This window comes from Micromonospora jinlongensis, from assembly GCF_013410645.1.
Lineage (GTDB): Bacteria > Actinomycetota > Actinomycetes > Mycobacteriales > Micromonosporaceae > Micromonospora > Micromonospora zamorensis.
The window spans coordinates 2,005,106-2,026,004 of sequence record NZ_JACCHK010000001.1; the positions used below are offsets into that span (position 1 = coordinate 2,005,106).

Below are 20,899 nucleotides of genomic sequence, written 5' to 3' on the forward strand. Positions count from 1 at the left end.
ACCGTGCCGAAGACAGTTTGGAACGGGCGCGCGAGCCCTGAGGAGCTGCGTACGCTCGCGGCCGAGTGGCGTGCGCAGGCCGATCGACTGGAGTCGCTGGGCGGCACGGTGATGTCGGCCTACAACGGCATCAAGTGGACGGGGTTCGCGTACTTCTCGGCGACGGCCGCGGCGAACGCCGTGCACGTCAAGCTGGGCAAGATGGCCGATGCGGCGCGGGAGTTCGCGGACTTCCTCGACGAGTACGCCAGCAAGGTCGAGGAGCAGATCAAGCGGGAGAAGGCGGCCGCGATCGTCCAGATCGTGTTGGCCGTCCTCGGTCTGCTCACGATCGGCCTCGCGTTCGTGCTGGCACCCGCCCTCGCCGCCCTGTCGAGCCTGCTCGCCAGCCTGCTGCCGGCCATGAGCGCAGTGGCCGGCCGGATCGCCACCATGCTGATCGACTTCGCGCTGGGCTTCCTGACGTTCGGTTCCATGCAGGTCGCGATGGAGTTCGGCACCCGGGGGATCGTCTCCGCGGCGATGGGCCTGCCGCTGGAGGTGGGCGGCATGGAGCTGCTGAACATCCTGCTCGCGGGCTCGTTGGGCGGTCTGTTCTCGATCCGGGGCGTCAACGCGGTGCCGCTGCGGGGTTCCCGCGGCGCCACTCCCCCGCCGGTCCCGAAGATGCAGGCACTGCCGAAGGCGTCGACGGCCACCATGCCGGACGGCGCCGGCGCGCAGCTCACCAGCCCGGCGCCGATCAAGGGCACGGGGGTCGCCAACACACCCCGCATCAACGACGCCACGCCGGCGGTGAGCGCCAGCGACATCGCGGCCGCGCCGGTGGTGCCGACCGGCAGCCACACGGCACCAACCGCGTCGGCATCGTCCGCCGGCGACGCACGCCGCCTGGCGGTCGGTGTGCCGGGTGGCGGGAAATCGGTGAGTCCGTCCACCCAGCAGGGCACCGGCCACGTCAACCAGCCGCTCGCCACACCGCACACCACCACGACGACTGCCGCACCGCAGGGTGGCGCGCGCCGCGACGGGCCACAGACGGCGAACCTCGACCGCACCGTTCCCGCCCTCGGCGCGCGTGGCGACGTCTCCCCGCAGGTCAACACCCGGGCGGCGAACGTCGTCCACCAACCGGCCCACCCCAACGTGACCGGCCAGGGGCCAATCGGGACGGCCAAGGTTGGCGCCAACCGTCCCGAGTCGCCGATCACCGGCCCGACGATGCACTCCACCCCCTCGACCGGCCCAGCCACCGTGCCGCACGGGACGTCGCTGCCGCCCGCCATGCGCCCCGGCGGCCTGCCCGAGACGTCGGTGCTGAACGGCGGCAACCACCTGATGCCGCCGACCGGCCGGCCCGTCGTCGCGGACTACGCGCCCCCCACCGGTACCTCGCACACCGTCACGCCATCCGTGCCGCACGGACGCGGGCACGTACTCGACGACACCGCCACCAGCGCCACACACCCCACCACCCAGCAACTACGCGACCAACGCGTCAAGTTCCTCGAAACACCCCGCGACACCACCACCGGACCCGTCGCCCCTCCCCGTACCACAGAAGTCGCGGCACCACAGCACACCGTCACGCCATCCGCGCCGCACGGACGCGGCCACGTGCTCGACGACACCGCCACCAGCGCCACACACCCCACCACCCAGCAACTACGCGACCAACGCGTCAAGATCCTCGAAACACCCCGCGACACCACCACCGGACCCGTCGCCCCTCCCCGTACCACAGAAGTCGCGGCACCACAGCACACCGTCACGCCATCCGCGCCGCACGGACGCGGGCACGTACTCGACGACACCGCCACCAGCGCCACACACCCCACCACCCAGCAACTACGCGACCAACGCGTCAAGATCCTCGAAACACCCCGCGACACCACCGCCGGCCCAGCCCGCCCCCAGGACCTCGCCGGGCCCACGCCGCGGCCGGGTGAGGTGGACACAGCGGTGGCCGGGCATTCCGACCGGTCGGCCGCGACGAGGGTCGACTCGCGACTGCTGGACGTGTCGGCTCCACCCGCACCGGCGCGGGCGGACGCGGGAGGCGCCCAGACCGAGCACGGCGCCGTGCCGCTGCGGCCGGACCCGGCGGCCCCCCGGGCCGACGCTCCGGTGCCTACGGCCACGCCCCGGGCCAGCACCCCGACGCCCGGGCGTCAGCTGCTGCAGACCGGCCCCGACGGACGTACCGACCTGGTGCGGGTTTCGGCGGAGCCGATGTTCGCGGGTGAGGGGCGACGGCTCGGCGGGGATGCCCATCCGGTGGCGGGCCCCGGCCGGCCGGCGGCGGACCCGGCCCCCGAGCGACCCGCCACCGGCCCGGACACGTCCTTCTCCTACACCGAGCTGCGCGCCGACGGCACCATGGGCCCGACCACGCTGCGCCCGGGCGAGAACGTCCTGCACTCAAAGCCGTTGAGCGGCAAGCCGCAGGAGCAGATCCTCAGCTACTCCGCCGACGGCAGGGCGTGGGACGTCAACCCGATCGCACCGGCGGCCCAACCGGCCGCCGCCGCCCGACCCACGCAGATGCTCCGGCAGAACCCGGACGGCACCGTGGACCTTCTGACGTTCCAGAAGCCGCCAGCGCTCGCGTCGGGGCCGCCGGTGAAGCCGCAGCCCGGCGAGGCAAGCTTCCACGATCTGGACGGGCCGGGGGTGAACCGAGGCTGGCAGTCGCGCTCGATCGGCCCGGGTGAGAGGTTCACGGCCGAGCAGATCAGCAAGCCGCAGTCGACCGGGCAACGGCTCGACGGCAAGGAGGTGTTCTTCCAGCGTGAGCCCACGTCACTGCTGGTCAAGGACCAACAGAGCCACCACTGGACGCCGCTGGGGAGGACCGAAGGCGTGGCGGCGCCGCCGAAGGGCTGGGGCCGGGCCCCCGACGCCCCGCCCGTCACGGTTGCCAAGCCGGCCGACAACCCGTCGTTCAGCAGGGAGGGCACCGGCCAGGGCACGCCGCCGGACAGCGCCTACTACCGCTGGAACGAGGCGAACGCCACGGCAGAGCCGGTGAATGTGCGGGCCACGTCGCTTGAGGTGGCCGAGATCGGCACGCAGACCCGGTCGGTGACCATCGGCCGATACACGGCCACCGGCGGCGGGGGCGGCGGCAGCGGGATCGACTCGCTGCGCGTGTTGCCGGACGGCACTCTCGTTCCGGCGAACCCTCGAGCGATCACCTCCGACCAGATCAGATTGGACACCGCGTCCGGCACGATCACCATGGATGGTGCCCGGCCCACCGGTGGTCACTCGTCCGGTGGGGGCGGCGGTGCTCCGGGTTCGCCGGGTGGCGGCCTGTCCAGCCGCGGCCCGTCTCGCGGATCGGTAACGCAGACCGACGACGGCCCGCTGACCTTCGTCAAGCAACCCAGCACCGCGCAGAGCAGCGCCGCCGCGATGGCGCGGGATGCCCGCACCAACGCCGGCGCGCCCGGTGAGCGGCCCGATCCGGGTCGCACGCTGGGCAGTGGCAAGCCCGCCACGGGTCCCGGTGCCGGAATCGGTGGTCCGGCGGACGCGGCGGCCGCCCGCACCATGACCAGGGGCGATGACGGTCAGGTCGTGCTCGGCACCCCCGCCGAGACGCCGCGCAACGTGCTTCGCAAGCCGCGGCCCGAACAGACGCCTGGCACCGAGGTGCGGACTGCCGACCCCGTGCCCGGTGGACATCCGGCGAAGACCACGCCGGCCGCACCGGCGCACGACCCGGTGCCGGGCACGCCGACCGACGCCAAGGCGAAACCGCAGGCAGTGGCGAAACCGCAGGCAGTGGCGACACCGCAGGCGCCGCCGGTCGTGCTGGACCCGACACCGCCACCGGCACCCGCCGTACCGATGCGCGCGCCACTCACCCATGAGGCGCCGTACATCGCCGCGATGCCCGACGGCCTCTCGATGACCGCGCAGGACAACGTCGTACACCTCCACGCCGGGGCGGCGCCCACCAGGCTGGTGCTACGCCCCGGCCCGGGCCTGACCGTCGTCGTCGACGGCTCGGTGACCAGCCTGCCGGCCATCCGCGCGGCGCTGGCTGAGCTGCACCCGTCGCAGCCACCCGTGTCAACCGTCGAGTTCGTCGGCACCCGCCAACCGATCACACCGGAGCGGGCACAGCAGATCGCCGACCGGCTACTCACCGGCCTGCCCGGCAACCCGCAGATCAGCCTGCTCGCGTCCGCCCTCACCGACGCCCCGGCCGGGGCACCAGCCGCGACGTCGTACCGGTTCGACGCCGGCAACGACGCATCGACGAACCCGACCCCAGGCCACGACCTCCCGGCTGCCCCGGCCCACGACGCGGCCTCCGCCACGCCGGTGGACGCAGTGGCGACACCGCAGGTAGCGGCGAAACCGCAGGCGCCGCCGGTCGTGCTGGACCCGACGCCGCCGCCGGCACCGACCGTACCGATGCGCCCACCGCTTGCCCACGAAGCGCCCTACGTCACCGCGATGCCCAGTGGCCTCTCGTTGACCGGACAGGGCAACGTCCTACACCTCCACGCCGGGATGGAACCCGCCAGGCTGGTGCTACGCCCCGGCCCGGGCCTGACCGTCGTCGTCGACGGCTCGGTGACCAGCCTGCCGGCCATCCGCGCGGCGCTGGCTGAGCTGCACCCGTCGCAGCCGCCCGTGTCAACCGTCGAGTTCGTCGGCACCCGCCAACCGGTCACGCCGGAGCGGGCACAGCAGATCGCGGACCGGCTACTCGCCGGCCTGCCCGGCAACCCGCAGATCAGCCTGCTCGCGTCCGCCCTCACCGACGCCCCGGCCGAAGCGCCGGCCGCGACGTCGTACCGGTTCGGCACCAGCAACGGCACTTCGACGAACCCGCCCGGAGACTCCACCCTGAACCAGGCCGCGCGGACGCAGCAGTGGACGGCGCGGCAGGACGCACTGCGTACCGACTACGCCGCGCGGATCGACACCGCGCGGCGCGTCGAGCAGTTCCGGCCCGATCTCGTCGGCGCCTTTGGCAACGCGATGACCGACGCGGCCGCCCGGACCGAGCGGAGCCCGCAACCAGCGTCGCTCGACCGGCTGCCCGCCGAGGTGGCCGACCGGTTCCGGACGGAATTCGTCGCCGCCGGGCGTCACCTGTTCGACCAGGTGTGGGCGCCGGTGATCGCCGCGGGCACCCGCGGCGACGACCCGGCATTCCAGGCGGCCGAGCACGAGTGGCAGGTGCGCTACGAGCAGCTGCTGACCGCCGTACGCGGCACCGCGTTCCGCTATCTGCAGGCGCAACGCCACGAGGCGACCGTGCAGGCCGCCGTGATCGAGGCAGGCGACGCGGACCGGGACGTGCCGGAGTCGGCCGCGCAGGCCTTCCACGACGACGCCCAGGCCAGGCTGCGCACGGACGACACCACGCCGCTGCTGGAGGCGACGTCGACGGCGTACGAGAGCGCCGCGCGCCCGGTGGTCGACCAGGCTCATGCGGACATCCACGCTGCCCTGCACCGGCCGGGCCGGGACATCGACGACGCCACCCGGCAACGGATCACCCGCCAACTCGATGCCAGTATCCGGGAGGCCAGCACCGCCGCGCAGATCTGGGCCGAACGTGGTGGTGACACCCCGGCGGTGGTAGCCGCCGCAGTGGATGGGCTGCGGGACACGCTCAGCGACCTGGTGCGTTCGATACCCGTCCTGCTGCTGCACCGTGCCCTGCTCGGCGAGCAGATGCGCGCCGCCGGTTCCGCCTTCGACGACCTGCCCACCATCGACCTGCCGACGCCGGTCAGCGAAGCGCTGGGCCGGTCGTTCACGCTGGACTGGCTGACCGCGTACGACGAGCTGTTCCGCGGCGAGGAGGTGGCGACCACCGAGTCGCACGAGCTGCCGGAGACCGTGCAGCTGGCCACGGCCGGACCGGAGCTGCTCGGCCGGGTACCCAGGGTGCCGGGTGAGCAGGTCCAGGTGCTCCCGATCAGCGACTCCGAGCTGACCGCTCCGGCGCCCGATACGCGGACGGCGGCGGACGAGGCGGCCGATACCCTGGCCGCGAACGGGCACGCTGAGATCCGCGACGCCTTCCTTACCGAGGCCGACCCGGTCCGCCGGAACACGCTGCTCGCCGGGCTGCTCGGCGAGAGCGACGCGGTGCTGAGCGCCCTGCCCGCGCTGCACACCGGCCTGCCGGTCGTGACGACCTCGGACGCGGCGATGGCGCGGTTGCTGGGATACGCCCACGACGCCACCCGGGATGAGCCGCTGCCGGTCACCGAGGTGCGCGCCGCGGCCAGGAGTCTGCACCTCGAGTCGAAGCTGGCGCTGATGGACGGTTTGCGCCTGCTGGCCGTCGCCAACCCGGCACGGCAGTCGGTGCTGCACACCCTCGGCGCACTGGCCATGGACTGCTGAGCGGGCGAGAGGAACCGACATGTCCACCACTGCCCGTCGCCGGGAAGGCTTCTTCCATCTTGTCGAGGCGACCGACGCGTAGGTCAACGCCTACTTGATCAGCGCCACCGCTGAGCTGGACGCGCCCGCCTGGTCCTGCCGGTCGCCGCGGCGGCGCAAGGGGTCGCGCTGAGTGACGCCGTCTCGCTGCCGGACACGCCCACCGTCCTTCAACGAGGGTCTGGTCCGGTTCACCACCTGGGTGCAGCGCAGCGCGAACGAGCAGGTGCGCTGGCTGGCGTCCGACGATTCCGGCACCCGCGCCTGCCACGATCCCAGGACCACCGGCACGTCCGCGTTCAACGCCGACGGGAGCCAGGACCGGCGCACCGCGGTGCTGGAACGCGACGACGCGCGCATTGCTGCTGGACGCGACATGCCACGCATCGACGACGTCCGCCATGAGCTCGGTGGTCTCCGGGACGCCGACGCACGCGTCGATACAGCGCATCGCGCAGGCCGGCGGGGACCCCGCGCCAGCATCGTCGGCGGTCGCCGTGCGCAGCGGCGCGGGCGGTCGTCAGATCGAGCACCGGTGCCATGTGCGCCGCCCACCCCGAGCGCGGGTCCGCGGGCGTGGAAGCTGCGGCGCGGGTCGTCCGTCAGGGCCATCCGGGCCTGCGCGCGCAACTCGTCGGGTACGCCGCCGGCGACACGCGGCAGCAGTCGGTGCAGCAACGCCCCCTGTGCGGCGAATTACGTCGGCATGCTGTCGGCCCCGCTTGTCTACCCGGCTACTGCTGGATCGACTGGAAGATCTCGTTGAGCGAGCCCATCCGGCGCTCGGTCATCTCGCGCAGCTGTGCGCCGGCGTCCTGAAGGGCGGTGAGCATCAGCTCCTCCATCTCCTCCGGGTCGGTGTCGGTGAACAGGTTCGGATTCAGGTGTACGGCGGTGAAGGTGCCGGCCGCAGTCATCGAGACCCGTACCGCACCGTTGGCGGCCGTGCCGGTGACCTCGGTGGCCGACAGCCGATCGCGCATGGCGGCCATCTGCTCCTGCACCGCCTGCGCCTGCTCCAACATCCGGTCCAAGTCCGACATGGGATCCTCCCTCAGCGCCCTGACCAGGTACGCACGTTGGCCCATTCGCCCTCGGCGTAGTTGTTCCACGACAGGTTCATCGCGGACGCGATCTTGCCGAGCACACCGGTCTCGCCGAACAGGCCATTGGCGGCGATGTTCCACTCCTGCTGCAGACCTTGGTAATAGGACTGGGCCGGGCCCTGCCACTGGTCCTGCAGGGGCATCAGCTTGTTGATCAGCGCCGCGAGTTGCTCTTCGATTTCGGCGGCTTTGGCGTTGAGCGTCTGCCCAGCCATCTCCAGTTCCGCCGGGACGCGCAGGTTACTGGTGGTGGGATCTGGCATGGATCTCTCCTGTCTCGTGGCGGAGGGCTAGAGGTTCGCGCCGGGGATGTCCTGGTTGACGGCGACGAGGCTGTTGATGTTGGCCTGCTCGGCATCGACGTAGTTGTGGAAGTTGCCCCGCAGGCCACTGCCGATGTCGGTCAGCGCGTTGTGCAGCATCCGGCCGAACACGTCGAAGTCGTGCATGAGGATCTCGAACTGCCCGGCCGCGACGCCGTGCCAGATCGACTGCATCTGCACCACAGTCGTCCGCAGGTTGGCCAGTTCACCGTCGATATCCGTCGCGGTTACGTCACAGCTGGCCGCGGCGTCCATGATCATTTCCGGTGTTACGAGAATGTGGTCCATCGCAACTTCTTCCTTCCGCTGCCGTCGACAGCTGTTATGCCTTCATCAGGATGGTGGTGGCCGCGCGGACAGCGCGAGTGACCTCTTTGCGGGACACCGCGACAGTCCCCGGGGTCAGCGCTGCCGCGTCTCGGCGGTCATGCTCTTCAGGTTCGCGCCCTCGGCCGCGACGTAGGTGTCGTACGACTTCTGCATCGCCGTGAGGGCGTCATCGAGCAGCCCGCGGGTGTCGGTGGTGAGCTTCTTCAGGTCGGTGGTGAGGACCTCGTACCTGTCCCCCGCCGGGCTGTTCCACGATTCGCAGATCGACTCCAGGTGGATCGCCATCGCATTGAGGCTGCTCTCGATCGAGTCACGCTGCTTACGCACACTGCCGATCGACTCTCCGAGCAGCGGGATCTGCACGGCGTACTCGTAGCGCTTGCCGTCCACGATGACGGCGACCGGCTGGCCCCTGTCGTCGGTGACCACCCCGTTCTTGGAGTCGTACATGATGGTGGTGAGCCCGTCAGCCCCGTACGAAATGGTGATGGCCTTGCCGTCCTTGACCCCGCGCGTCGGGCGCCCCTGACCGTCGAACGCGTCGTAGATCCACCCGTCGGCCTGCATCAGTACGACGTCCCCGTCGGGGTTACGGCTAACGACTGTCCCGTCCCGGTACGTCCACACACTCGAACCGTCGCCGGCGTACTTGATGTCCACGGCGTTGTTCTTGCCGTCCTCGGTGGCGTGCGTGGGCCGTCCCTGCTCGTCGAACGTGTCGAAGGTCCACCCGCTGGCCTGCATCCCCGTCACGGCTCCCGCCGGGTCCCTCTGGATCGTCGTGCCGTCGCCGTACTTCCAAGTGCTCGACCCGTCCGGGGCGTACGTGATGGTGACCTGCTGGGCCGGCCCCCCGTTGTTGCTCGGCACGGTGCCGTGCGTGGGGTTGCCCTTCCCGTCGAACTGGTCGAAGGTCGTGCCGTCCCTCAGCACCTGCCGGGTGGTGTCGCCCTCGGCGTTGCGGTAGACCTTGGTGCCGTCGCCCTGGTAGCTCCAGATGCTCGACCCGTCGGCGCCGTAGGTGATGTCGACCTGCTGCGCCGGCTGACCGTCCTGCCCCGGCACGGTTCCGTGGGTGGGCCTGCCGTCGCCGTTGAACCGGTCGTAGACGCTGCCGTCCTTCAGCTCCTGCCGGGTCACCGTCCCGTCCGCAGCGCGGAAGACCTTCGAGCCGTCGCCCTGGTAGCTCCAGACACTCGACCCGTCGGCGCCGTAGGTGATGTCGACCTGCTGCGCCGGCTGACCGTCCTGCCCCGGCACGGTTCCGTGGGTGGGCCTGCCGTCGCCGTTGAACCGGTCGAGGACGCTGCCGTCCTTCAGCTCCTGCCGGGTCACCGTCCCGTCCGCAGCGCGGAAGACCTTCGAGCCGTCGCCCTGGTAGCTCCAGACACTCGACCCGTCACCGTTGTAGACGATGTCGACCTGCTGCGCCGGCCTGCCGTCCTGGCCGGGAACCGTCCCATGGGTGGGCCTGCCGTCCTGGCTGAACGCGTCGTAGACCACGCCCTCGGGGGTGGTCTGCCGAACCACCGCGCCGGCAGGGTTCCGGTCCACTGTCGTGCCGTCGGCGTAGGTCCACGTACTCGACCCGTCGCCCTGGTAGACGATGTCCACGGTCTGGGCCGGCTGCCCGTTCTGGCCGGGTACGGTGCCGTGCGTGGGCTTGCCGTCGGCGGTGAACCGGTCGAACGAGGCGCCATCCGCAGTGACCTCGCGGGTGATGTCACCAGCGGCGTTGCGGTCGACGGTCGTGCCGTCGGCGTACGTCCAGGTGCTGCTGCCGTCACTGCCGTAGGTGATGTCCACCGCCTGAGCGGGCTGCCCATCGGCCCCTGGCACCGTGCCGTGGGTCGGTTTGCCGTCGGCGGTGAACCGGTCGAACGAGGCCCCATCCGCGGTCACCTCGCGGGTGATGTCACCAGCGGCGTTGCGGTCAACGGTTGTGCCGTCGGCGTACGTCCAGGTGCTGCTGCCGTCACTGCCGTAGGTGATGTCCACCGCCTGAGCGGGCTGCCCATCGACCCCCGGCACCGTGCCATGCGTCGGTTTGCCGTCGGCGGTGAACCGGTCGAACGAGGCCCCATCCGCGGTCACCTCGCGGGTGATGTCACCAGCCGCGTTGCGGTCGACGGTCGTACCGTCGGCATACGTCCAGGTGCTCGACCCGTCACCGCCATAGGCGATCGACACCTCCTGCGCCGGCTGCCCCTCCGACCCCGGCACAGTGCCATGCGTGGGCTTGCCATCGGCGGTGAACCTGTCGAACAACGCCCCATCCGCAGTCACCTCGCGCGTGATGTCACCAGCCGCATTGCGGTCGACGGTCGTACCGTCGGCATACGTCCAGGTACTGCTGCCGTCACCGCCGTACGTGATGTCCACCGCCTGCGCCGGCTGCCCCTCCGACCCCGGCACAGTGCCATGGGTCGGCTTGCCGTCGGCGGTGAACCGGTCGAACGAGGCGCCATCCGCGGTTACCTCGCGGGTGATGTCACCAGCCGCATTGCGGTCCACTGTCGTGCCATCGCCATACGTCCAGGTACTGCTGCCATCGCCGCCATAGGCGATCGACACGTCCTGTGCCGGCTGCCCCTCCGACCCCGGCACCGTGCCATGCGTGGGCCTGCCGTCGACGGTGAACCGGTCGAACGAGGCGCCATCCGCGGTCACCTCGCGGGTGATGTCACCAGCCGCATTGCGGTCCACTGTCGTGCCATCGCCATACGTCCAGGTACTGCTGCCATCGCCGCCATAGGCGATCGACACGTCCTGTGCCGGCTGCCCCTCCGACCCCGGCACCGTGCCATGCGTGGGCCTGCCGTCGACGGTGAACCGGTCGAACGAGGCGCCATCCGCGGTCACCTCGCGGGTGATGTCACCAGCCGCATTGCGGTCCACTGTCGTGCCATCGCCATACGTCCAGGTACTGCTGCCGTCACCGCCATAGGCGATCGACACGTCCTGTGCCGGCTGCCCCTCCGACCCCGGCACCGTGCCATGGGTCGGTTTGCCATCGGGGGTGAACCTGTCAAAGGACGCCCCATCCGCAGTCACCTCACGGGTAATGTCACCAGCCGCATTGCGGTCGACGGTCGTACCGTCCGCGTAGGTCCAGGTGCTCGACCCGTCACCGCCATAGGCGATCGACACGTCCTGCGCCGGCTGCCCCTCCGACCCCGGCACCGTGCCATGGGTCGGTTTGCCATCGGGGGTGAACCTGTCAAAGGACGCCCCATCCGCAGTCACCTCACGGGTAATGTCACCAGCCGCATTGCGGTCGACGGTCGTACCGTCCGCGTAGGTCCAGGTGCTCGACCCGTCACCGCCATAGGCGATCGACACGTCCTGCGCCGGCTGCCCCTCCGACCCCGGCACCGTGCCATGGGTCGGTTTGCCATCGGGGGTGAACCTGTCAAAGGACGCCCCATCCGCAGTCACCTCACGGGTAATGTCACCAGCCGCATTGCGGTCGACGGTCGTACCGTCCGCGTAGGTCCAGGTGCTCGACCCGTCACCGCCATAGGCGATCGACACGTCCTGCGCCGGCTGCCCCTCCGACCCCGGCACCGTGCCATGGGTCGGTTTGCCGTCGGGGGTGAACCTGTCAAAGGACGCCCCATCCGCAGTCACCTCACGGGTAATGTCACCAGCGGCGTTGCGGTCCACTGTCGTGCCATCGCCATAGGTCCACGTACTGCTGCCATCACCGCCGTACGTGATGTCCACCGCCTGCGCGGGCTGCCCATCGGCTCCCGGCACGGTGCCGTGCGTGGGCTTGCCGTCGGCGGTGAACCTGTCGAACGAGGCCCCATCCGCAGTGACCTCACGGGTAATGTCACCGGCCGCATTGCGGTCCACGGTCGTACCGTCGGCGTAGGTCCACGTACTCGACCCGTCACCGCCATAGGCGATGTCCACCGCCTGCGCCGGCTGCCCATCCGCCCCTGGCACCGTGCCGTGGGTCGGTTTGCCGTCGGGGGTGAACCTGTCGAACGAGGCGCCATCCGCGGTCATCTCGCGGGTGATGTCACCAGCCGCATTGCGGTCGACGGTCGTGCCATCGCTATACGTCCAGGTGCTGCTGCCGTCACCGCCGTACGTGATGTCCACCGCCTGCGCCGGCTGCCCATCGACCCCCGGCAGGGTGCCATGCGTGGGCTTGCCGTCGGGGGTGAACCTGTCGAACGAGGCCCCATCCGCAGTCACCTCACGGGTGATGTCACCGGCCGCATTACGGTCCACCGTCGTACCGTCGGCATAGGTCCACGTACTGCTGCCATCACCGCCGTGAGCGATGTCCACCGCCTGCGCCGGCTGCCCATCGACCCCCGGCACCGTGCCGTGCGTGGGCTTGCCGTCGGCGGTGAACCGGTCGAACAACGCCCCATCCGCAGTCACCTCACGGGTAATGTCACCAACCGCATTACGGTCCACCGTCGTACCGTCGGCATAGGTCCACGTACTGCTGCCATCACCGCCGTAAGCGATGTCCACCGCCTGTGCCGGCTGCCCATCCGCCCCTGGCATCGTGCCGTGGGTCGGTTTGCCGTCGGGGGTGAACCTGTCGAAGGACGCCCCATCCGCGGTCATCTCGCGGGTGATGTCACCGGCCGCATTGCGGTCGACGGTCGTGCCATCGCTATACGTCCAGGTGCTGCTGCCGTCACCGCCGTACGTGATGTCCACCGCCTGCGCCGGCTGCCCATCCGACCCCGGCACAGTGCCATGCGTCGGCCTGCCGTCGGCGGTGAACCGGTCGAACAACGCGCCGTCCGCAGTCACCTCGCGGGTGATGTCACCAGCCGCATTGCGGTCCACGGTCGTACCGTCGGCGTACGTCCACGTACTCGACCCGTCAGCGCCGTACGTGATGTCCACCGCCTGCGCCGGCTGCCCATCCGACCCCGGCACAGTGCCATGCGTCGGCCTGCCGTCGGCGGTGAACCGGTCGAACAACGCCCCATCCGCAGTCACCTCACGGGTAATGTCACCAACCGCATTACGGTCCACCGTCGTACCGTCGGCGTACGTCCACGTACTCGACCCGTCAGCGCCGTACGTGATGTCCACCGCCTGCGCCGGCTGCCCATCCGACCCCGGCACAGTGCCATGCGTCGGCCTGCCGTCGGCGGTGAACCGGTCGAACAACGCCCCATCCGCAGTCACCTCACGGGTAATGTCACCAACCGCATTACGGTCCACCGTCGTACCGTCGGCGTACGTCCACGTACTCGACCCGTCAGCGCCGTACGTGATGTCCACCGCCTGCGCCGGCTGCCCATCCGACCCCGGCACAGTGCCATGCGTCGGCCTGCCGTCGGCGGTGAACCGGTCGAACAACGCCCCATCCGCAGTCACCTCACGGGTAATGTCACCAACCGCATTACGGTCCACCGTCGTACCGTCCGCGTACGTCCACGTACTCGACCCGTCACCGCCGTACGTGATGTCCACCGCCTGCGCCGGCTGCCCATCCGACCCCGGCACAGTGCCATGCGTCAGCCTGCCATCGGCGGTGAACCTGTCGAACAACGCCCCATCCGCAGTCACCTCGCGCGTGATGTCACCAGCCGCATTGCGGTCCACGGTCGTGCCATCGCCATACGTCCAGGTACTGCTGCCGTCACCGCCATAGGCGATCGACACGTCCTGCGCCGGCTGCCCATCCGACCCCGGCACAGTGCCATGCGTCGGCTTGCCATCGGCGGTGAACCTGTCGAACAACGCCCCATCCGCAGTCACCTCACGGGTAATGTCACCAGCCGCATTACGGTCCACCGTCGTGCCATCGCCATACGTCCAGGTACTGCTGCCGTCACCGCCATAGGCGATGTCCACGCTCTGCGGCGGCTGCCCATCGGCCCCCGGCACACTGCCATGCGTCGGCCTACCATCAGCCGTGAACCGATCGAACGACGCCCCATCAGACGTGCTCTGGTGCGTCAACGCCCCCGACGAGTCTCGGGAAACCTTCGTACCGTCGGCATAGGTCCACGTACTGCTGCCGTCACCGCCGTACGTGATGTCCACCGCCTGCGCCGGCTGCCCATCGGCGCCCGGCACACTGCCATGCGTCGGCCTGCCATCGGCCGTGAACCGGTCGAACGACGCACCGTCCGAGGTCGCCTCACGCGTGATGTCACCAGCGGCATCCCGATCAACCTTCGTGCCATCGGCGTAGGTCCAACTGCTACTGCCATCACCGCCGTAGGCGATGTCCACGCTCTGCGGCGGCTGCCCATCGGCCCCCGGCACACTGCCATGCGTCGGCCTACCATCAGCCGTGAACCGATCGAACGACGCCCCATCAGACGTGCTCTGGTGCGTCAACGCCCCCGACGAGTCTCGGGAAACCTTCGTGCCATCGGCATACGACCACGTACTCGACCCATCACCGCCGTAGGTGATGGAGACGTCCTGGTTTCCCGGGAGGATCGCGTGGGTGGGTTTGCCATCGGCGGTGAAGCCATCGAAGACGGTTCCGTCGGGGAGTTGCTGGCGCACGGGATTGCCGTTGCTGTCGTAGTCGACGACGGTGCCGTCGGCGCTGGTCTCGGTGGGCACGTCGGTCTCCTCGACTGGCGGCGGGGATGCGGTTCGAGACTAGGAGCGACGACAGAGCAGACGGCAAGACACTTGTTCGGGGACGTCGGAGGCTGTTTCGGGAGGAACTTTGCGACGTCCTCGAACCGGCACGGGCTTCCAACCGTTCTATGGCGGGACCTGGTCTGGGAGGTAGCAATGTTTGAAGTCGCTGTCGTGGCAGATCAGCCGATCTGGCGAGCCGGCCTGGAAAAGCTGGCCGCCGACGATCCGGAATTGCGGATGGTCGCGGCGGTGGCTGCGCTGACGGATCTGCCGGCCGGTGCGACGTACGACCTGGTGGTTCTGGATGCGGCGGAGCCGGATGCGTCGACGTTGGGGCTGGTCCGTGGGGCCACGCCGTTCGGGCATCTGCTCATCAGCGCGGACTGGACGGGCCGTCCGAAGCTGATGGCGGCGATCCGAGCGGGGGCGCGCGGCTGCGTGAGCCGACTCGCGGAGCAGGAGGCGGTGCGGGAGGCTATGCGGGTGACCGCGCAGGGTGGCTTCTACCTGTGCCCGCGGCTGGCGGACCGGTTCCCGGCCGAGTTGCCGGGTTCTCCCGCCGACGAGCAGGGCGGGCTCGCACCGCGGGAGGTGGAGACGTTGCGGTGGATTGCGTCCGGCTTCACGCACTCGCAGATCGCCACGCGGATGGGCCTTTCCCAGGCGACGGTCAACACGTACGCGAAGCGGATCCGCGCGAAGCTGAACGCCAACAACAAGGCCGAGCTGACCCGCCGCGCGATCGAGCTCGGCCACTTGACGTCCATGAAGAGCTAGAGGCGCTAGAAGATCGTGCGTCCCACCATCATCAGGTGGCTGAAGACGCCGAAGACGCCCATGGTCAGCGGCGCGATAATGATCGCCGCGAGGACGCCGAGCGCTTCGGCGCGGCTGCGGCGAGTCGGCGGTTTGGGGCCGGGTCCGTGTGGCTTGGCCGGCGGGATGAACACGCTCATCGCCACTCCGGCCGCGATGACGAGCAGTCCCGCCCCGAGCAGGATGACGGCTGCCGCACCGCCGGAGGTGGCGAACGCGCGCGCTGCCGCGACCAGCAGCCCGAAGACGCCGATGGTTGCCGCCCCGCCGAGCAGGTAGAGCTCGGTGGTGAACGCCGCCCCACGTGCCCTGACGGCGACGGCGATGCAGATGAAGACGGCGAGGATCACGGCGAACGAACGTCCGGAGAGGGCCAGCAGGGGCATGGCCACGGCGAGGGTGAGGACCGGACCGGCCAGCACGATGGGCAGGATCCGGGCCGAGGTGTGCACGAGCTCGGGGACGGGCCGCACGGGCGTCCAGGCCGTGATGAGGGCGGCGAGGCGGCGGCCGAGGGCCAGCATCCCGGTGGCGACCGTGGCGGCGATCGCGGCGGATTCGACGCTGTCGGCTTCCAGTCCGGCGGTGAGTGCGACGGTCAGACCGCCCGCGAGCAGAGAGACCTCGGCCGCGACGAAGATCGTTTCGGGCAATATCGCGATCGCCATGAGCATCGCGGTGTTGGCGCCGATGGCGGCGCCGCCCCAGGCCCAGTCGCTGCCGCCGAGGCCACGGGCGATGAGCAGACCGGCGCCAGCGAGGCCGGGTACGGCGGTGAGCGCGACGGTCAGCACGAGGCCGACCGGCACCGCGGTCTGGCGTTGGCGCAACCCCCAGGCGGTCCCGAGCAGAGCCATGCTGGCGACGGTGAGTCCCACAGCCGCGCCGGTGTCGGCGCGGTAACGCAGCGAGAGCAGGACGGCCGCCGCGATCAGTAGGATGAGCCCGAGGGCGAGCACGACGGGCCCGGGGTGGACGGTGTTGCGGCGTAGCTGTTCGGTTTCCTCGGCGACGGCCTCGTCGATGTCTTTGACGTCGAGGACGTCGATCGGGCTCCCTGCGAGGTCGTACAGGTAGAGCACCTCGCCGTCGACGACGCCGGCCTGCAGCAGTCCGATGTCGAGAGCGAACGGCCCGGTGTCGGCGCGGGCCAGTGACCAGACGGGTGGCAGCTGGTCGGAGCCGCCCTGGCCGCAGAGCTCGGCGAGGCGGGGGGTGTATTCCCCCAGCGGGCTGAGCGACGGCAGGGCGATGTCGACGCTGCGATAGGTGCCCACCACTGTGACACGGGTGTGTTCGTTCGCCATGCGACGGCCTTTCAGTTGACGGGTTCGAGCGCCGGCACGGGAACGGCGGTCTGGATGAGCTGGTTGGGGTGGCCGCGCCGGACCAGGACACCGCGGCCGGGCGGGCGCTGGACGGCGCGTTCGTCGCCGAGGATGACGCCTTCGCGGTGGTCGCCGGAGAGCACCAGGCCGCCGCAGCCCATGTCGCGGATGCGGCTGGCGAGCTGGTCGGACATGCCGGAGCGGACCATGCCGGCGACCCGGCGGGCGAGGACGAGGTGCAGGCCGACCTCGCGGGCCTGCGGGACGAACGGTATGAGCGGGGCGAGCACGGCCTGCGGGCCGCCGGCGAGCAGGTCGTAGTCGTCGACGACGACGTAGATTTCCGTGCCTTCCCACCAGTCGCGGGCTTTGAGCTGGGCGGGGGTGATGCCGGGCGGCGGGATTCGTTCCTTGAGTTTGTCGACGACGTTCTGAACGTAGACCTGTGCGCTGTCGGCGTCACCGGCGTACGCGCCGAGGTGGTCGGGTCCCACGGCGTCCATGAGCGAGTGGCGGTAGTCGAAGAGGACCACCCGCATGTCGTACGGGGAAATGCGTTCGGTGAGCCCGGTCAGCCACGTACGCAAGAGGGTGCTCTTGCCGGACCCGGCGTCGCCGTAGATGAGGAAGTGCGGGTCGCCGTTGGTGAGGTCGAGCCCGACGGTGCGCAGGTCGTTCTCGGCGACGCCGATCGGCACGGTCGCGGGGGTGGCGGCGGCCAGGGCGGGCAGCTCGGTGACGGTGATGCGCTGTGGCAGCAGCCGGATCGGGGGTGCCGAAGGACCGGTCCAGTGCTCGGCGATCCGGGCGATGATGTCCTCCTGGGCTTCGCGCAGCCCGTCCGCGGAGTCGACGCCGTCGAGGCGGGGCAGCACGAGCTGGAAGTAGATGCCCGGTGCGCTGATGCCGCGGCCCGGCACCCCGGCGGGCACCCGGGCGGCGATGCGGCGGTTGACGTCGGATTCGCTCGGGTCGTTGAGGCGCAGCTCCATGCGGGTGCCGATGCTGTCGCGCAGGGCGGGCCGGATGTCGTTCCAGCGTCCAGAGGTGATCACCAGGTGGACTCCGGCGCCCAGGCCGCGCGCGGCGATCTCGTTGACCGCGGCTTCGGCGCCCTCGAACTCGGTGCGCAGCGCACCCCAGTTGTCGATCATCAGGAAGACGTGCGGGGCGCCGAGGTCAGCAAAGGTCTCGATGCCCTTGGCGCGCATGGTGCGTTCCCGTTCGACGATCAGTGCGCGCATCTCGGCGAAGGTGCGGCTGACCAGGTCGGGTTCGGCACGACCGGCGACCGTGCCGACGTGTGGCGCCGCCGCGTACGGGTGAAGTGTCCCACCGCCGAAGTCGATGCAGTAGAACCGCATCTCCTCGGGGGTGTGGGTGAGCATTGCGGCGAGCATGATCGTGCGCAGGAGCGAGCTGCGCCCGGTCCGTGGCGCGCCGACGGCGGCGAGGTGTCCGTGAGCGCCGCCGAAGTCCATGACCAGCGTTTCCTGGTCCTGTTTGACTGGCAGGTCGAGCAGGCCGATCGGCACGGCGAGGCGCCCGGACAGCGGCCAGACGTGCGCGGAGTAGCCGCGTTTCTCCTGAACGGAGGGCCGGCCGATCAGGTGGTCGAGGGCGAGCGCAGCGGGCAGCGGCGGCAGCCACACCTGGTGCGCGGGGCTGGTGACCGAGGTCAGCCGGTCCACCAGGATCTTCAGCTCGGTCGGGCCGGGCCGGGCGGTCAGCTGCGACTCGTCGGTCTCCTGCGCGATCGAGGTGTAGGTGCGCAGGTCGAACGGCAGCAGCGCGCCGTCGCCACGGCCGGCGCTGAACCGTTCCTCCGCGCTGACGTAGGGGGCGGAGACGTGGGCGACGCGGAATCGCTGGTAGATCGACTCGTCCACTTTCAGGTACGCCGAGCCGGGGATAGGGGGGAGTTTGTATGCGTCGGTGGTGCCGATGACCGTTCGGCTCTCGGCGGCGCTGAAGGTGCGCAGGCAGATCCGGTAGGACAGGTGCGAGTCCAGTCCGCGCAGCTTGCCCTCCTCGAGCCGTTGGGTGGCCATGAGCAGGTGCATGCCGAGGCTGCGGCCGACCCGGCCGATCTGGACGAACAGCTCGGCGAACTCGGGGCGCCCGGAGAGCAGCTCGCCGAACTCGTCGACCACGATGAGCAGCGTGGGAAGCGGTTCGAGCGGGGTGCCGTCGGCTGCGCTGGCGCCGGCCGCGCGGCGCATCTGGTATTCGCGGACGGTGTCGACGTTGCCGGCGTCACGCAGGATCCGCTGACGGCGCTGCTGTTCGCCCATGAGGGCGGCGAGCACCCGGTCGATCATGGCGGCGTCGTCGGCGAGGTTGGTGATCAGCCCGGAGACGTGGGGCAGGCCCTGCAGCGGCGCGAACGCCGCGCCGCCCTTGAAGTCGATGAGGACGAAGCTGAGAAGCTCCGGCGAGTGGGTCAGCGCGAGGCCGGTGACCAGCGTACGCAGCAGTTCGCTCTTGCCGGAGCCGGTGGCACCGACGATCAGGCCATGCGGCCCGGAGCCGCCCTGTGCGGATTCCTTGATGTCGAGCACGACGGTCTGGCCGTCGCCGTCCACCCCGATCGGGGCGCGCAGCATCCGCGGGTCGCCGGCGGTGACCCATCGACTGGTGACGTCGCCGCGACCGGGGTCGGTGCCGAGGATCATCTCGCTGAGCGAGCGGGTGCGGGTGAGTACCTGGTCGCGTTCGTCGCTGAGCCGCAGCGGCGCGAGGTTGCGCGCGATGAGCTCGGCCAGCAACGGCGACACGTCGTCGGGGCGGCAGCGCATCGCCGGGGTGACGACCAGTTCGCCGCGTCCTTCGGTGACCACGTGCCCGGCGTCGTCGAAGCGGATCCGCAGGTCGACCCGGCTGGGTTCGTCCAGTTCCCGGTCGCCACAGAAGATCAGAGTGAGGCCGAGCTGGGGTCCGGCCCCGGCGAGCAGGGCGGCCATCAGGTCGGAGCGGCCCCATTCGGAGAACGGCGCGAATCCGGTGAAGAGCACGACCAACCGCCGCTGCTTGGCGGCGGGACGATCGCCACTGAACCCATTGCGCCGGGTGGTCTGCAGTTCGGTGCGTCGGGTGAGTTCGGCCTGCAGGAAGGTGGCCAGGACGTCGGGGTCCTCGGCGACCAGCGACACCGATCCGCTGTCACTGCGGGCGTCCGGCTCGAAGGTGTGCGGCAACCACTTGGTCCATTCCCAGTGTTCAGATCTGGCGGTCTCGACCACCAGGGTGACGTCGTCGGGTGCGTGCAGGACGGCGATCTGGCACAGCAGGGCTCGGGTGAGCAGGTCGGTGCGGGCCGCCTCGCCGACGACGCTGATGACTCCGGCGTTGCCGACGTCGATGATCATCGGCTGGTCGTCGAGGTGGCCCATCCGGTCGATCAGCCGGTGCGCCGCCTGCATGGAGTCCCAGTCGTATTCGCCCAGCGGGTCCATCTTGGGGTCGAGCTCGATCGGGGTGGCCAGCCGTACCGCCCCGCGCCCGACCCGGACCCGCAGGAAGTCGGCGTCGTCCTGGCGTCGTTCCCACACGCGGTGCCGGTTGATGCTGATCGACCAGAGTCGCTGCGGATCGGGGTCGGCCAGCGCCGCGACAGTCCGCTGGGCCTGGGCGACCCCGCGGGCCTGGTCGCGGGCCAGCGCGAGGTGCCGGCGATAGCGGATGCGCTGCTTGCGGGCGGTGCGGCCGCTGGTGCTGCGCTGCTGCATCCGCATCGCGATGACCGCGCCGGTGGAGGTGAGGAAGAACAGCACACCGATGATGATCAGCGCGGGTTTGCCAAACGTGATCATGTACGCGGCCATGCCGACGCTGCTCAACAGGGGCAGAATCAGCGTCCACGCGGAGTTCGCCTGGTTGTCGTTGGGCGGTTCCGGCGGGCTGGGCAGGGTCACCGTCTGCGCCGGCAGCTGCGGCAACAACATCCGGGCGGGGCGGTGGAAGGCCAGGCGGCTCATCAGGCTCC

The 20,899-nt window shown here is 70.3% G+C and carries 9 protein-coding genes; 2 read left to right on the plus strand and 7 right to left on the minus strand.

Annotated features, from left to right (window positions below; translation table 11 throughout):
- The first annotated feature begins 3 nt into the window (after positions 1–3).
- Positions 4–6,384 carry a hypothetical protein gene (locus tag HNR22_RS08550; protein ID WP_179779898.1) on the plus strand — a complete coding sequence of 2,127 codons (6,381 nt, stop codon included), beginning with the start codon at positions 4–6 and terminating at the stop codon, positions 6,382–6,384.
- Positions 6,385–6,474: 90 nt separating this feature from the next.
- On the opposite strand, the gene HNR22_RS08555 is transcribed toward HNR22_RS08550, so the two are convergent.
- The 5 genes from HNR22_RS08555 to HNR22_RS08575 form a co-directional block, all read right to left on the minus strand.
- On the minus strand, positions 6,475–6,801 hold the full coding sequence (locus HNR22_RS08555; protein WP_179779899.1) for a hypothetical protein: 327 nt from the start codon (positions 6,799–6,801) through the stop codon (positions 6,475–6,477).
- Between the two features lie 356 nt (positions 6,802–7,157).
- Entirely contained in the window at positions 7,158–7,466 is a 309-nt protein-coding gene (locus HNR22_RS08560; RefSeq protein ID WP_179779900.1) for a YbaB/EbfC family nucleoid-associated protein, read from the minus strand.
- Positions 7,467–7,477: 11 nt separating this feature from the next.
- Positions 7,478–7,792 carry a WXG100 family type VII secretion target gene (locus tag HNR22_RS08565; protein ID WP_179779901.1) on the minus strand — a complete coding sequence of 105 codons (315 nt, stop codon included), beginning with the start codon at positions 7,790–7,792 and terminating at the stop codon, positions 7,478–7,480.
- Positions 7,793–7,819: 27 nt separating this feature from the next.
- Positions 7,820–8,140: a WXG100 family type VII secretion target gene (locus tag HNR22_RS08570; protein ID WP_179779902.1), complete on the minus strand. Its 321-nt coding sequence runs from the start codon at positions 8,138–8,140 to the stop codon at positions 7,820–7,822.
- Positions 8,141–8,254: 114 nt separating this feature from the next.
- Entirely contained in the window at positions 8,255–14,746 is a 6,492-nt protein-coding gene (locus HNR22_RS08575) for a beta strand repeat-containing protein (protein ID WP_179779903.1), read from the minus strand.
- 177 nt (positions 14,747–14,923) lie between these two features.
- Here HNR22_RS08575 and HNR22_RS08580 point away from each other — a divergent pair, with 177 nt between their 5' ends.
- Positions 14,924–15,547 carry a response regulator transcription factor gene (locus tag HNR22_RS08580; RefSeq protein ID WP_179779904.1) on the plus strand — a complete coding sequence of 208 codons (624 nt, stop codon included), beginning with the start codon at positions 14,924–14,926 and terminating at the stop codon, positions 15,545–15,547.
- A gap of 5 nt (positions 15,548–15,552) precedes the next feature.
- Here the strand turns inward: HNR22_RS08580 and HNR22_RS08585 are convergent, their stop codons facing one another.
- Together HNR22_RS08585 and eccCa are read right to left on the minus strand one after the other, a co-directional pair.
- Positions 15,553–16,893 carry an EsaB/YukD family protein gene (locus tag HNR22_RS08585; protein WP_179779905.1) on the minus strand — a complete coding sequence of 447 codons (1,341 nt, stop codon included), beginning with the start codon at positions 16,891–16,893 and terminating at the stop codon, positions 15,553–15,555.
- 11 nt (positions 16,894–16,904) lie between these two features.
- Complete coding sequence (gene eccCa, locus HNR22_RS08590; RefSeq protein WP_179779906.1) at positions 16,905–20,891, minus strand: type VII secretion protein EccCa; 3,987 nt, start codon at positions 20,889–20,891, stop codon at positions 16,905–16,907.
- Positions 20,892–20,899 lie beyond the last annotated feature (8 nt).